General features: G+C 66.3%; 9 protein-coding genes. 1 reads left to right on the top strand and 8 read right to left on the bottom strand.

What is annotated here, in order from left to right; translation table 11 throughout:
* Positions 1 to 57: 57 nt before the first annotated feature.
* The 6 genes from LRC39_RS19050 to LRC39_RS19025 form a co-directional block, all read right to left on the bottom strand.
* A complete protein-coding gene (locus tag LRC39_RS19050) occupies positions 58 to 1,677 on the bottom strand; it encodes a sulfite reductase subunit alpha (protein WP_346295289.1) in 1,620 nt (539 codons plus the stop codon).
* Positions 1,674 to 3,446 (bottom strand): NirA family protein, encoded by a 1,773-nt coding sequence (locus LRC39_RS19045; RefSeq protein WP_346295288.1) that lies wholly within the window; start codon positions 3,444 to 3,446, stop codon positions 1,674 to 1,676. Before LRC39_RS19045 ends, LRC39_RS19050 begins: the two co-directional genes overlap by 4 nt.
* A gap of 42 nt (positions 3,447 to 3,488) precedes the next feature.
* Positions 3,489 to 3,911, bottom strand: a complete 423-nt coding sequence (locus tag LRC39_RS19040; protein ID WP_346295287.1) for a globin family protein — start codon at positions 3,909 to 3,911, stop codon at positions 3,489 to 3,491.
* Between the two features lie 358 nt (positions 3,912 to 4,269).
* Entirely contained in the window at positions 4,270 to 4,710 is a 441-nt protein-coding gene (locus LRC39_RS19035; RefSeq protein ID WP_346295286.1) for a globin domain-containing protein, read from the bottom strand.
* Between the two features lie 20 nt (positions 4,711 to 4,730).
* Complete coding sequence (locus LRC39_RS19030; protein ID WP_346295285.1) at positions 4,731 to 5,891, bottom strand: CmpA/NrtA family ABC transporter substrate-binding protein; 1,161 nt, start codon at positions 5,889 to 5,891, stop codon at positions 4,731 to 4,733.
* Positions 5,888 to 6,472 (bottom strand): ANTAR domain-containing response regulator, encoded by a 585-nt coding sequence (locus tag LRC39_RS19025; RefSeq protein ID WP_047310094.1) that lies wholly within the window; start codon positions 6,470 to 6,472, stop codon positions 5,888 to 5,890. Before LRC39_RS19025 ends, LRC39_RS19030 begins: the two co-directional genes overlap by 4 nt.
* A 208-nt stretch (positions 6,473 to 6,680) precedes the next feature.
* On the opposite strand from LRC39_RS19025, the gene glpK reads away from it, so the two are divergent.
* Complete coding sequence (gene glpK, locus LRC39_RS19020; RefSeq protein ID WP_047310093.1) at positions 6,681 to 8,183, top strand: glycerol kinase GlpK; 1,503 nt, start codon at positions 6,681 to 6,683, stop codon at positions 8,181 to 8,183.
* 339 nt (positions 8,184 to 8,522) lie between these two features.
* On the opposite strand, the gene LRC39_RS19015 is transcribed toward glpK, so the two are convergent.
* Both LRC39_RS19015 and metH read right to left on the bottom strand, forming a co-directional pair.
* The gene (locus LRC39_RS19015; RefSeq protein ID WP_264053021.1) at positions 8,523 to 8,810 is read right to left on the bottom strand and encodes a GIY-YIG nuclease family protein; all 288 of its coding nucleotides are present in this window, start codon (positions 8,808 to 8,810) and stop codon (positions 8,523 to 8,525) included.
* Between the two features lie 1,020 nt (positions 8,811 to 9,830).
* The gene (gene metH / locus LRC39_RS19010) at positions 9,831 to 13,712 is read right to left on the bottom strand and encodes a methionine synthase (RefSeq protein WP_346295284.1); all 3,882 of its coding nucleotides are present in this window, start codon (positions 13,710 to 13,712) and stop codon (positions 9,831 to 9,833) included.

Raw genomic sequence — 13,712 nt, 5'->3', positions numbered from 1 at the left:
CGGGATTCCGGGTTCGCGCTGCGCGCGCCCCGGCATGACCGGTGAGGGGCAGGGTGCTTAATACACATCCTGCTGATAGCGCCCCTGTTTCTTCAGCTCCGACACGAATGCCGTCGCTTCCGCCGCCGAACGGGCGCCGTGCTGGGCGACGATGTCGACCAGCGCGCGTTCGACGTCCTTGGCCATGCGCTTGGCGTCGCCGCAGACGTAGAGGCTGGCGCCTTCGGTGAGCCAGCTCCACAGGTCGCGGCCGACTTCGCGCATCCGGTCCTGGACGTAGATCTTCTCGCCACTGTCGCGCGACCACGCCAGCGTCAGCCGCGTCAGCAGGCCGGCATTTTTCATCGCCTTCAGTTCGTCCTCGTAGAAGAAGTCCGAGGCCGAACGCTGATGGCCGAAGAACAGCCAGTTCTTGCCCGGCGCCTGGATCGCCTGGCGCTCGTGCAGGAAGGCGCGGAACGGCGCGACGCCGGTGCCGGGGCCGATCATGATGATCGGCTGACTGGAATCCGACGGCAGCGCGAAATTGTGCGCCTTCTGTATGTAGGCCCGCAGCGTGTCGCCGGGCTGCACCCGCTCGGCGAGGCCGGTGGAGCAGACGCCGAGCCGCTGCCGCTTGCCGATCTGGTAGCGTACGCAATCAACCGTCAGCGACAGCCGGCCGGGCGTGGTCTTCGGCGACGACGAGATAGAGTACAGCCGCGGCTGCAGCGGATCGAGCGCTTCGATGAAGGCTTCCGGATCGGGACGGAGGCCGGGGAATTTCTCCAGCGCGGCGAGCACGTCGAGTGTCGCGGCGTCGCCGTCCGGATCTTCGCCGCTGGCGAGCGCGCGCGCCTTCTTCCGCTTGTCGCCGCCGGTGATGTAGCTGATCAGCTGAAACAGCATGTCGGGCGCGGGGGAAAGAGAAACACTGTCGAGCAGTGTCTGCCGCAGTGTCGACTGCGCAATCGGAAATTCCGCCGGCGCGCCGAGCGCGTGTAGCACCGCATCGACCAGCGCCGGATCATTGGTTGGAAACAGCCCGAAGGAATCGCCGGCCTCGTAGTTCAGGCAATTCTCCAGCTCGAACTCGACGTGCCAAGTCTCCTTCTCGGAGCCCGGCTTGTTGAGCCGGCGCCGTGACAGCACCTTCGCGGTTGCCGGATTGTCGCGCGAGGTGCCGCGCGGCGGCAGCGCCACGACCGGGGCCGCATCGGCGGCGAGTGACGGCGCACTGTCCAGCGTCGGCGCGGTGCCGATCTGTTCGGCCAGCGTCTTCACCATCCGCGCGGTGTCCTTGCCGCCGGGGGCGCACAGGTTCAGCCGCGTCTCCTTGCCGTCGAAGATTGCGCCTGAGTAGTTGCGGCAGTCATAGCCGCATTGGCCGCAATCCTGCTGCGCCATCGCGGCCATCAGCTTCCAGCGCAGCGGCTTGCCCTCCGCAAGCTGCATCCGTTCGGGAAGCGGCAGGCTCTGGTCGTGCCACGGCGCGCCGCCGTCGTCGTCTTCTGCGGCAGGCGCTGGCCCGCCGGCGAGCAATGCTGCGGCCTGATCGGCGGACAGGGCGGTGAGGCCTTGCCCATCGAGCGATACCAGGCCGGCGAAGAAGCCGTTGAGCCAGGCGCGTTGCTCCTCGGAGAACGGCGCGGTCTCCGGCACCAGGAGTGGGATCGGCGGCGGCAGGTTCTGGCTCATGCCACGGTCTCCGGTGATGGTTCATAGGCGAACAGGTGCTGCAGCGCCGCCGCATCGTGACGGCGGACGAAGGCGAGAAAGGTTTCGGATGGCGAAGTGCGGCGCGCGAGATACGTCTGCAGCATCCCCGCGATCACGCGTGGGGCATCGTCCTGCTTGACGTCGCGCAGCACCTCGGTGCCGATCGCTGCGTCCGGGCCAAAGCCGCCGCCGACATGGATGTGAAAGCCTTCGACGCTGTCCTCATCCGAGATCGCCACCTTGGCGCCGATCAGGCCGATATCGCTGATGAAGTGCTGCGCGCAGGAGTTATGGCAGCCGGTGAGATGGATGTTGATCGGCGTGTCGAGCGGCACGCGGGGCTCGCAATATTGCGCGATCGCTTCCGCGGTTTCCTTGGTATGCGCGGCGGCGAAGCGGCAGCCGCTGGCGCCGGTGCAGGCAATCAGTCCGGCGCGCAGCGGCGAGGCGGTGATCGCCAGTCCAAGCGCCTCGATCGCCGCGGTGGCCTCAGCCACGCGCGCATCCGCCACGCCGGAGATCAAGAGGTTCTGCCACACCGTCAGGCGCAGATCGCCGTCGCCGAAGCTGCGCGCGACCTCGGCGAGGCCGCGCATCTGTGCTGACGCAAGATGACCGGTGGCGAGCCGGACGCCGATCCAGTTCAGCCCTTCCTGCTGTTGCGGATGCACGCCGAGATGCGCGGCGCGATCCTGCGCCGGGCGCGGTGCCGCAGCTTCGGTTGGCACTCGGATCAGCTTGCGGCCGAGTTTCTCCTCGACAAGCGCTAAGTACTTATCGAAGCCGAACGCATCGAGCACGTATTTCAGCCGCGCCTTGTTGCGGTCGGTGCGATCACCGTGCTCGATGAACACCCGCACGATCGCATCCGCGACCTCGGTCGCATCCTCGGGCGCCACGATCACTCCGGTCTCGCGGGCAAAATCCTTGTGGCCGGTGATGCCGCCGAGTGCGAGACGGAAGTACACGCCCGGCGCGACGCCGTGGCCGTCCGCGATCTGCACCACTCGGAATGCGATGTCGTTGGTGTCCTCCAGCGTCGGGATCAGCCCGCCGCCGTCGAACGCGACGTTGAACTTGCGCGGCAGCCCGAACAGGGCGCGTTCGTTGAGGATGTGGAAGTGCCAGTCGCGGGCGTAGGGCCGCGTATCGATCAGTTCCTGCGGATCGATCCCGGCGGTCGCCGAGCCGGTGACGTTGCGGATGTTGTCGGCGCCGGAGCCGCGCGCCCACAGCCCGAGGCTTTCGATGCCCTGCAGGAGCAGCACGGCGTTCTTCGGCGCGATCTCGCGCATCTGCAAATTGGCGCGCGTCGTGACATGCGCGTAGCCGCCGGCGAGGATGTCGGCGAGATCGGCGAGGCCGGCCATCTGCCACGATGTCAGGATGCCGTTGGGAATACGCAGGCGGCACATATACGAGGTCTGCGCAGGGGCGACGTAAAACAGCCCGTAGTATCGCCAGCGGAAATTGTCCGCCGGCTTCGGCGCAGCGTTGTCGCGTGCCTGCTGCTTCAGCCGGGCATAGGCGTCGAACGGATGCTGCTCGCGCTTCCACTTCTCCTGGTCGTTGAGCTTCTTGCCCGACGCGGTGACGCGGTCCTGCGCTGCAATGTGGATCGCGTCCGGGCCGCTCGGCGCCGCGGCGCCGCCGGCCGGCAGGCTGCCGCGCGCGGCGCGCGCCGCAGTGACGCCAGTGGCGAAGCCTTCGAGATAGCGCTTCTGATCGATCGAGAATTCGCTGCCCATCGCCGCCTCACGCCGCTTGCACGGAGAGGAGCAGGGCGCTTATCAGCTCGGCGTGGTGTCGCCGTAAGCCGCCGCCAGCATCGTCTCGGACAGCATCGCGTAGGCGTCGCGCCAGGCCGCGGCGAGCTCCGGCGTCCAGTCGGCGCCGAGCTCCCGCTCCAGCGTCCACAGCAGCGCCGCGCCGAACGGCGTGTAGTGCGCGGCGCTGACGCCGTAAGCGATGTGCAGCCGCGCCAGCCGCCCCGTCGCCGGCAGGATGGTGGCGAGATCGGTCAGTCCGGTCACCACCACGTTCAGCGTGCTCATCAGCTTCTTGCCCTGCCGGCGCATGTCGCCGTGAAACAGAGCCCGCAGCTCCGGCGCGGTCGCGAACAGCCGCTCGTAGAACAGCGTCGCGGTCTCGTCCGAGATCGGCGTCAGCCGCGCGAAGCTCTGTTGCACCAATGCGATCGCCTGCGGCGTCATCACGATCCTTGCTTGCGATGTGGTTTCGCCGACATCCGTACACGAAGCGCTGCATCGACCAATCCCCTTTGCACGGGGCGCCTCGAACCGACGAAAAAAAAGCCGCTGCCTGGTTGCTCGCGGAGCGAGGCCAGGACAGCGGCGTTGCTGTCGGAGTTTCGATGACGCCAGGACGCCCCACCGGCATCCCGCAACGACAGTTCAGCGAAATTCGTGCCAATCGCTGGCAGGAGGTGGATTTGGCCCGATTGTCAGGTGCTTAGCGCCTCGCGTGGGGGATGCCGGAGCCTCCTCGAAGCCGCTGTCCTGCGCTGCCCGGCTGAGCAGCGTGGCGACGAAATGTGCAGCGCAGCAGCGATCAGGCGGGGCGATGGTCGGGATAGGCGGCGCCGATCATCCGCGCCGAGATCACCGCATAGACCTTGCGCCATGACTGCTCGACGTCGTCGTTCCAGAACCCGGAGAGCTGCCGGCCGAGACTCCAGAGCAGCGCTTCGCCGACCGGCGCGTAGTGATCGGGGCGGACGCCGTAGCGGACGTGATCGACCGCGAGCTTGCCGGCGACCGCGTACAGACCGGTGAGATTGTCGAGGCTGCCGACCAGCACCGCCAGCGTCTGGATGAACTTATCCTTCATCCGGGTCATGTCGCTACGAAACAGCGTCCGGCTGTCCGGCGCGATCTCGAACAGCCGGGCGTAGAACTGATCGGCCATCTCGGTCGAGCGTGGCCACATCAGGTCGAACGATGTCCGCACCCGGTGGATGTCGGCGGGACTGAGGGTCGCGAGCGGGCTCATGGCGCGGTCTCGTGCGGGGCTCAGCGCCGGATCGTCATCCGCGCCAGATAGCCGGCGATGTCGTCCGGATCGAACGCCGCGCCGGTGCACTCGCCGATGCCGTCGGCGGGCGCTTTCGGCAACGCAGGAGCCGTGCCGACCGCGGCGTCATACAGGTCCGGCCGAAACACCGCCTTGGCGGCGGCAAGCAGGTCGGCCGACAGTGGCGCCTGTCCCCAGCGCACCATCTGGGCGTAGTTCCACGCGCCTTGCACCGGATCGGGCCGCGCCGCGGCCTCGCGCCCGACCAGCAGATAGCGGTCGCTGCTGCGCAGCGTGCCGTCGGCCGCGACCTTGAGCCGGCCGTCGAGCGTGCGGCGGATCAGCTCCGGCGTCACCTCGATCCGGCCCGGCGCAGCGAGCATGGCGCAGACCTCGTCGCGGTTGGCGACGTCCTCAATGTAGTCGGCGGCGCGGACGTGTGCGCGGATCAGCGCTTGCAGCACCTCGGGATGCTGTGCGGCCCAGGTCGCCCGCACCGTCAGCATCTTCTCGGCGGCGCGCTGAAACAGCTCGCTGGTGAAATGCAGGATGGTGCCGATGCCGAGATCGATCGCCACCGAATTCCACGGCGCGCCGACGCAGAAGCCGTCGAGATGCTTGCTGGCGAGACTCTCCACCATGAACGGCGGCGGCAGCACCACCAGCCGCACATCCTCGTCCGGATCGACGCCGCCGGCACCCATCCAGAACCGCAGATCGTAGTTGTGGCTGGAGAACGGGAAGGTCATGCCGAAGGTCAGCGGCTCCTGGCCCTTGGCTTTGCGTTCGGCGACGACCCGTGCCAGCGCGCGTGCCGAGACGACCGGATCGGCGACGTCGCCGTCGGCCATCGCGACGATCGCGGCGTGCAGGTCCGGCGACACCGTGATGGCGTTGCCGTTGACGCCGAGGCCGAAGCCGGAAATCACCGGCACCTTGACGTGGCCGATGCCGAGGCTGGAAGCGACCGCCAGCGGCGCCAGCAGATGCGCGGCGTCGAACAGGCCGATGTTGAATTTATCGCGGACGTTGGCCCAGGAGATCTCGCGCACCAGCTCGACGTCGAGGCCCTCGGCGGCGCAGAACCCCTTGTCGGCGGCGACGATCAGCGCGGCGGCGTCGACCAGCGGGATGAATCCGATGCGCAGCCGCTCGCTCATTTCAGCATCTCCGAAGCCGTGATCACCGACTGGGCGATCTCGGCGATCTTCTTCTTCTCGTTCATCGCGGTGGTCCGCAGCAGCACGTAGGCCTGCTCCTCGGTCAGGCCCTTCGCCTTCATCAGGATGCCCTTGGCGCGGTCGATCACTTTGCGGTCTTCGAGCGCCGAGCGGGCGTTGCTCAGCTCGGTCTCGAGCTTGGCGAAGGCATTGAAGCGCGAGATGCACAGATCGAGGATGTGCTTCATCCGCTCCTTCTTCAGCCCGTCGACGATGTAGGCGGAGACGCCGGCATCAACCGAAGCCTGGATCGAGGCGGTGTCGCTCTGGTCGACAAACATCGCGATCGGCCGCTTCACGATCCTCGAGACCTGGAACATCTGCTCCAGCATGTCGCGGCTCGGGTTCTCGAGGTCGATCAGGATCACGTCCGGATCGATCTGGTAGATCCGCGCCAACAGATTGGTGGTGCCTTCGAGATGGGTGATTTCTGTCATCCCGGCCTCGCGCAGGCCCTCGGTGAGAATCGCGGCGCGCACCGGGTTCTCATCGACGATGACGATGTTGAGCGAATGGTCCATCAGTCGAGGCGGTACCTATGGAGGGTTGATGGCAGCACAAACCACATCCCGGTCGGCAATTGAAGCAGATTGATTGTGCACCGCCGGCGCTCCCAGGTTCAAACCCGGCAGCGGTCGCGGGCTGGTTTTTCAGCCGATATTGACGGCGAAACCGCGATCGGGTGGGGTGGGCAAAACCGTTCCGTCATCATCTCCGGGAAGAACGCTGATGCCTTTCGTCATGGCCATCGATCAGGGCACCACCTCGTCGCGGGCGATTCTGTTCCGCTCCGACATTTCGATCGCGGCCTCCGCGCAGCAGGAATTCCCGCAGCATTTCCCGGCGTCCGGCTGGGTCGAGCACGAGCCCGAGGACATCTGGGCGACGACCATCGCCACCTGCCGCGCTGCGATGGACAAGGCCGGCGCGACCGCCGCCGATATCGCCGCGATCGGCATCACCAACCAGCGCGAAACCGTGGTGGTGTGGGATGCCGTCTCAGGCCAGGCGATCCACCGCGCCATCGTCTGGCAGGACCGCCGCACCGCGGAGTTCTGCACCCGGCTGAAGGCCGAGGGGCTGGAGCCGATGGTCACCGCCAAGACCGGGCTGATCATCGATCCGTATTTCTCCGGCACCAAGGTCGCTTGGCTGCTCGACAACGTCCCCGGCGCGCGGGCTCGCGCCGAGCGCGGCGAGCTGAAGTTCGGCACCGTCGATTGCTATCTGCTGTGGCGGCTCACCGGCGGCAAGGTCCACGCCACCGACGCCACCAATGCCTCGCGCACGCTGCTGTTCAACATCCACGACGGCGCCTGGGACGACGAACTGCTCAAGCTGCTCGGCGTGCCGCGCTCGATGCTGCCGGAGGTGAAGGATTCCTCGGCGCATTTCGGCGACAGCGTGCCGGAGCTGTTCGGCGGTTCGATCACCATCCGCGGCATCGCCGGCGACCAGCAGGCGGCGACCATCGGCCAGGCTTGCTTTACCCCGGGCATGATCAAGTCGACCTACGGCACCGGCTGCTTCGCGCTGCTCAACACCGGTGCGACGCCGGTGAAGTCGAACAACAAGCTGCTCACCACCGTCGCCTATCAGCTCGACGGCAAGCGCACCTACGCGCTGGAAGGCTCGATCTTCGTCGCCGGCAGCGCGGTGCAATGGTTGCGCGACGGCCTCGGCGTGATCAAGCATGCCTCCGAGACCGGGCCTCTCGCCGACAAATCGGATTCAGCGCAGAGCGTGTATCTGGTCCCGGCGTTCGTCGGCATGGGTGCGCCATATTGGAATCCGCGCGTCCGCGGCGCGCTGTTCGGCCTGACGCGCAACACCGGCCCAGCCGAGCTTGCCCACGCCGCATTGGAAAGCGTGTGCTACCAGACCTTCGACCTGTGGGCTGCGATGCGGGCCGATTGGCCGGACGCCGACGCCGCCACCACCGTGCTCCGCGTCGACGGCGGCATGACCGCGTCGGACTGGACCATGCAGCGCCTCGCCGATCTGCTCGACGCCCCGGTCGACCGCCCGGTGATCCAGGAAACCACCGCGCTCGGCGCCGCCTACCTCGCCGGCCTCAGTGCAGGCGTCTTCCCCGAGCCGCAAAAATTCGCCGACAACTGGCGCCTCGACCACCGCTTCCGCCCCGCCATGAGCGCGGCGACGCGCGAGCGAAAGCTGGCAGGCTGGGCAAGGGCGGTGAAGGGGCTGCTGGCGACGGATGAGGGGGAGTGAGCTCAGGGCCTACGTAAGCCTAAAATTCAAGGGCGTTGATCGAGGCGATGGGGTCGCTGGATTCAGCCTTTGCGATGCTCTGGTGATCGCGTCGCAAGCCTCTCGTTCGTCATTCCGGGGCGCGCGTAGCGCGAGCCCGGAATCCATAACCCCTGTGCTTGGTGTAGATCGAGGACATTCCTTTGCGCATCACCTTAACCGAGAGCGCACGGCGTATGGATTCCGGACTTGCGCGCAAGAGCGCGCAATCCGGAATGACGAGAGAGGAACTGTGTTTAACGTTCCATCGTGACCTGCGTTGTCTCGGTATGACGTGGTGCGACGCCGTCGCGCTCCGCGCTAACTGCAAATCCCCGGATAAAGATCCACCCAGTCCGGGTTCTGGTCTTCGATCAGCCTGATCTTCCAATCACGCCGCCACTTCTTGAGCTGTTTCTCCCGCGTGATCGCGGTGACGGCGTCGTCGTAGATCTCGAACCACACCAGCCGATCGACGCCGTAACGCTCTGAGAATCCCGGCGCTGACTTGCTGCGATGTTCATGTACACGTCGCGCCAGATCGTTGGTCACGCCAAGATACAGCGTGCCATGCTTTCCGTTGGCGAGCAGATAGACGTAGTAAGGCATCGAAGCCGACCTAGATGCTGTTCAGCAAGCCTCTCGTTCGTCATTCCGGATTGCGCGCCGTTGCGCGCAAGTCCGGAATCCATAAGCGGTGTCGCCTCGGCTGCGATGATGCGCGGAACGGGGGGCTCGGTCCATCATGAACGCGGTGGTTATGGATTCCGGGCTCGCGCTGCGCGCGCCCCGGAATGACGAACGAGAGGGGATTCACCCTCGTCATGCGCGGGCTTGACCCGCGCATCCATCTTGCATCAGTCGCGACGTTTCGATCGTCGCATCAATCGCGCGATCGGACACCGGCCGGTGGCGACGCCCGTGTTTGCCAATCCTGTATTGACAATATTCCTACAAGGATTATAGTCCGCATCGTCCTGTCCGTGAGGGGCGCTTCTCGAGGGCGCTTGGAAGCGGGACAGATCGTCGGCCGGGAGACCGGCCGGTGAGGGTTTGGCGAAGCTGCATGGTGCAGCGGCGCCGAGCCTGACGCGGCGTCCTGCGCGAGCGGCCTCGCAAGCCGATCGTCCGGGAGGCAGAAGGTCGCCGTCCGCCGCTACTATGAGCGGCTGCCCATCGCGAGGCTGGACGGGACGGAACGAGGCGGGAGAAATCCCCGTGCTCCCCGCGCCCGGAAGAACGGTCCCGACGCCAAAAGATCGCCGCTGGTGGGCGCGCCGTAAGGCGATGCGCGATGGATCGCAAGCCATCGCGACCAACCACCAACTTTGCGCCAAGCGGCGCGCCCCCGCCCCTCGCTGTGATAGCGACGGGCGCAAACCTCGGGCTCAGCGGAGCCGCGAGAACGTAGCGGCGTGGCTGTTTGACATCTTTGAAAGCGATGGCGCGGTCGAGCAGAGCGGTCGTTTCACCTTCCGCCGTCATCGTCCGGCTCGACCGGACGACCCAGTATTCCAGTGCGTAGGTTGCTCTGCCGACCGCTTACTAACAACGCTCTGGAATACTGGGTCCCCCGCCTGCGCGGGGGACGACGATTGTGGGTAAACGCCCGCTGAATAGGAAGGCGAATTACTTCGCCGCGACCTTCTGCTTGCGCCAGGCGAGGTGCAGCGCGCAGGTGCAGCCCTGCGGGTGCGAGGCCAGCGCGGCGTCGTCGGCCGATAGCGGAGCATCGGCTTGCGGCGCCAGCGGGGGCATACCGGTTTCATCGGTGCCGCCCGTGCTGCGCGACGGGATGTAGTTCAGCACCGGTGCCAGCCAACGTTCGGCGGTGGCGACGTCCCAGCCCTTGCGGGCGGCGTAGTCTTCGACCTGGTCGCGTTCGATCTTGCCGACGCCGAAATAGGCGCTCTGCGGATGGCTGAAATACAGCCCCGACACCGACGAGCCCGGCCACATCGCAAAGCTCTCGGTCAGCGTCACGCCGGCGGAGGCTTCGGCGTCGAGCAGCTCGAACAGCGTCGCCTTCTCGGTGTGGTCGGGCTGCGCCGGATAGCCGGGCGCGGGGCGGATGCCCTGATACTTCTCCAGGATCAGATCGTCCGCCGACAGGGTCTCATCCGGCGCATAGCCCCAGAACTCGCGGCGGACGCGGGCGTGCATCCGCTCGGCGAAGGCTTCGGCGAGGCGGTCGGCCAGCGCCTTGACCATGATCGACGAGTAGTCGTCGCGCTCGGCCTTGAACTTGTCGGCGATCACGTCCTCGCCGATGCCGGCGGTGACGACGAAGCCGCCGATATAGTCGGCGACGCCGCTCGCAACCGGCGCGATGAAGTCGCTGAGCGCGGCGTTGGCGCGGCCTTCGCGCTTGTCGAGCTGCTGGCGCAGGCTGTGCAGCGTGGCGATCGGCGTGGTGCGCGCTTCATCCGCATAGACCAGGATATCGTCGCCTTGCGCGTTCGCCGGCCAGAACCCGATCGTCGCGTTGGCGGTGAACCAGTTCTCGGTGACGATGCGGTCCAGCATCTTGCGGGCGTCGGCATACAGCGACCGCGCCGCTTCGCCGACCACACCATCCTCGAGGATCGCAGGGAAGCGTCCGGCGAGCTCCCAGGCCTGGAAGAACGGCGTCCAGTCGATGTAGTCGACCAGTTCGGCGAGCGAATAGCTGCTGAAGCTCCGCGTGCCGATGAAGGAGGGCTTCACCGGCTTGGTCGCGGCCCAATCGATCTTGGTGGCATTGGCGCGGGCGGCGGCGAGCGTCAGCCGCTTCTTGTCGGCCTGGGCGCGGTGATGCGCCGCCGAGATCTTGGCGTAGTCGGCGCGAATCTCCGCCGCATAGGCGGCGCCCTTGTCCTTCGACAGCAGCGAAGAGGCGACGCCGACCGCACGGCTGGCGTCGTTGACGTGCACAACGCTGCCGGCAGGGTAGGCGGGGTCGATCTTCACCGCGGTGTGGACGCGGCTCGTCGTCGCGCCGCCGATCAGCAGCGGAACGTCGAAGCCGCTGCGCTGCAGCTCGCCGGCGAGGAAGCTCATCTCGTCGAGCGACGGCGTGATCAGCCCGGACAGGCCGATGATATCGGCGTTCTCGGCCTTCGCGGTCTCGATGATCTTGGCGGCCGGCACCATCACGCCGAGGTCGATCACCTCGAAGTTGTTGCACTGGAGCACGATGCCGACGATGTTCTTGCCGATGTCGTGGACATCGCCCTTGACGGTGGCGAGCACGATCTTGCCGGCGGAGGAGCGCTCCCCGGAGTCCTTGCCCGCGGCGAGGTTGGCCGCCTTCTCGGCTTCCATGAACGGCATCAGATAGGCGACCGCCTGCTTCATCACGCGGGCCGATTTCACCACCTGCGGCAGGAACATCTTGCCGTCGCCGAACAGGTCGCCGACCACGTTCATGCCGGCCATCAGCGGGCCTTCGATCACGTGCAGCGGCCGCTCGGCCTTGGCACGCGCTTCCTCGGTATCAAGCTCGATGAACTCGGTGATGCCGTGCACCAGCGCGTGGCTGAGCCGCTGCTCGACCGGCCAGGAGCGCCAGGCGAGGTCCTGTTCCTTCTGCTGTTTGCCCTGGCCGCGATATTTGTCGGCGAGCGCCAGCAGGCGTTCGGAGGCGCCGGGATCATGGTTGAGGATGACGTCCTCGCAGACCTGGCGCAGCTCGGGATCGATGTCGTCATACACGATCATCTGCCCGGCATTGACGATGCCCATGTCCATGCCGGCCTTGATGGCGTGATACAGGAACACCGAGTGCATCGCCTCGCGCACCGGCTCGTTGCCGCGGAACGAGAACGACAGGTTGGAGACGCCGCCGGAGACATGCGCGTGCGGCAGGTTTTGGCGGATCCAGCGCGTCGCCTCGATGAAGTCGACGCCGTAGTTGTTATGCTCCTCGAGCCCTGTCGCGATCGCAAAAATGTTCGGATCGAAGATGATGTCTTCGGGCGGGAAGCCGATGCGGTTGACCAGAATGTCGTAAGCGCGGGCGCAGATCTCGGTCTTGCGCGCGTAGGTGTCGGCCTGGCCGGTCTCGTCGAACGCCATCACCACCACGGCGGCGCCGTGACGCTTGGCGATGCCCGCCTCGTGAATAAACTTGTCCTCGCCCTCCTTGAGCGAGATCGAGTTCACCACCGGCTTGCCCTGCAGGCACTTCAGCCCGGCCTCGATCACGTTGAACTTCGAGGAGTCGACCATCACCGGCACCTTGGCGATGTCCGGCTCGGCGGCGACGAGGTTGAGGAAGGTGACCATCGCGGCTTCGGAATCGAGAAGCCCTTCGTCCATGTTGACGTCGATGATCTGGGCGCCGTTCTCGACCTGGTCGCGCGCCACCTGCAGGGCGCTCGCGTAGTCGCCGGCGGTGATCAATTTCCGGAATTTCGCCGAGCCGGTGACGTTGGTGCGCTCGCCGACGTTGACGAACGGAATGTCCTTGGTCAGCTCGAACGGCTCGAGGCCTGAGAGCCGCAGCCGCGGCTCGATGGTCGGGATCACACGCGGCTTATGCGGCGCGACCGCTTCGGCGATCGCCTTGATGTGGGCTGGCGTGGTGCCGCAGCAGCCGCCGACGATGTTGACGAGGCCGGCTTCGGCGAACTCGCCGACGAGACCTGCCATGTATTCCGGGCTCTCGTCGTACTGGCCGAATTCGTTGGGCAGACCGGCGTTGGGATAGGCGCAGACTAGCGTATCGGCGACGCGGCTGATATCGGCGATGTGGGCGCGCAGATCCTTGGCGCCGAGCGCGCAGTTGAAGCCGATAGTGATCGGGCGGGCGTGCCGCACCGAATTCCAGAACGCTTCCGGCATCTGGCCCGACAGCAGGCGGCCGGATTTGTCGGTGATGGTGCCGGAGATCATCACCGGCACGTCGATGCCGCGGGCGTCGGTGATCTCGGCGATCGCGTACAGCGCCGCCTTGGCATTCAGCGTATCGAAGATGGTTTCCAGCAGCAGGATGTCGGCGCCGCCGTCGAGCAGGCCGTTGATCTGTTCGCTGTAGGCGATGCGCAGATCATCGAACGTCACCGCGCGGTAGCCGGGATTGGCGACGTCGGGCGAGATCGAGGCGGTGCGGTTGGTCGGGCCGATCGCGCCGGCGACGAAGCGCGGTTTGCCGTCTTCGGCTTCGACCTTGGCGGCGGCATTGCGGGCGAGGCGGGCGCCGTCGCGGCTCATCTCGTAAGCAAGGTCCGACATGTCGTAGTCGGCCTGCGCGATCGAGGTCGAGGAGAAGGTGTTGGTCGCGACGATATCGGCACCGGCGCGCAAATACTGCGCATGGATGTCCTCGATCGCCTGCGGCTGGGTCAGGATCAGCAGATCGTTGTTGCCGCGCAGGTCGCGGTGGAAATCCTTGAACCGCATCCCGCGGAACGCAGCTTCGTCGAGCTGCAGCTGCTGAATCATCGTCCCCATCGCGCCGTCGAGCACGAGGATCCGCTGGGCGGCGAGGGCACGAAGACGATCGGCGATCGGGCTTTTGGAAATCGACAT

The organism is Rhodopseudomonas sp. P1, assembly GCF_039642825.1.
Lineage (GTDB): Bacteria > Pseudomonadota > Alphaproteobacteria > Rhizobiales > Xanthobacteraceae > Rhodopseudomonas > Rhodopseudomonas palustris_H.
Note: the sequence above shows the minus strand (reverse complement) of the source record. Positions and strands in the feature narration are given on the sequence as shown.

Bases quoted from the DNA above. Each gene is read 5' to 3' on its own strand.
- LRC39_RS19050 (WP_346295289.1), bottom strand. From the start codon at position 1,677: ATGAGCCAGAACCTGCCGCCGCCGATCCCACTCCTGGTGCCGGAGACC.
- LRC39_RS19045 (WP_346295288.1), bottom strand. From the start codon at position 3,446: ATGGGCAGCGAATTCTCGATCGATCAGAAGCGCTATCTCGAAGGCTTC.
- LRC39_RS19040 (WP_346295287.1), bottom strand. From the start codon at position 3,911: ATGACGCCGCAGGCGATCGCATTGGTGCAACAGAGCTTCGCGCGGCTG.
- LRC39_RS19035 (WP_346295286.1), bottom strand. From the start codon at position 4,710: ATGAGCCCGCTCGCGACCCTCAGTCCCGCCGACATCCACCGGGTGCGG.
- LRC39_RS19030 (WP_346295285.1), bottom strand. From the start codon at position 5,891: ATGAGCGAGCGGCTGCGCATCGGATTCATCCCGCTGGTCGACGCCGCC.
- LRC39_RS19025 (WP_047310094.1), bottom strand. From the start codon at position 6,472: ATGGACCATTCGCTCAACATCGTCATCGTCGATGAGAACCCGGTGCGC.
- glpK (WP_047310093.1), top strand. From the start codon at position 6,681: ATGCCTTTCGTCATGGCCATCGATCAGGGCACCACCTCGTCGCGGGCG.
- LRC39_RS19015 (WP_264053021.1), bottom strand. From the start codon at position 8,810: ATGCCTTACTACGTCTATCTGCTCGCCAACGGAAAGCATGGCACGCTG.
- metH (WP_346295284.1), bottom strand. From the start codon at position 13,712: ATGTCGATTTCCAAAAGCCCGATCGCCGATCGTCTTCGTGCCCTCGCC.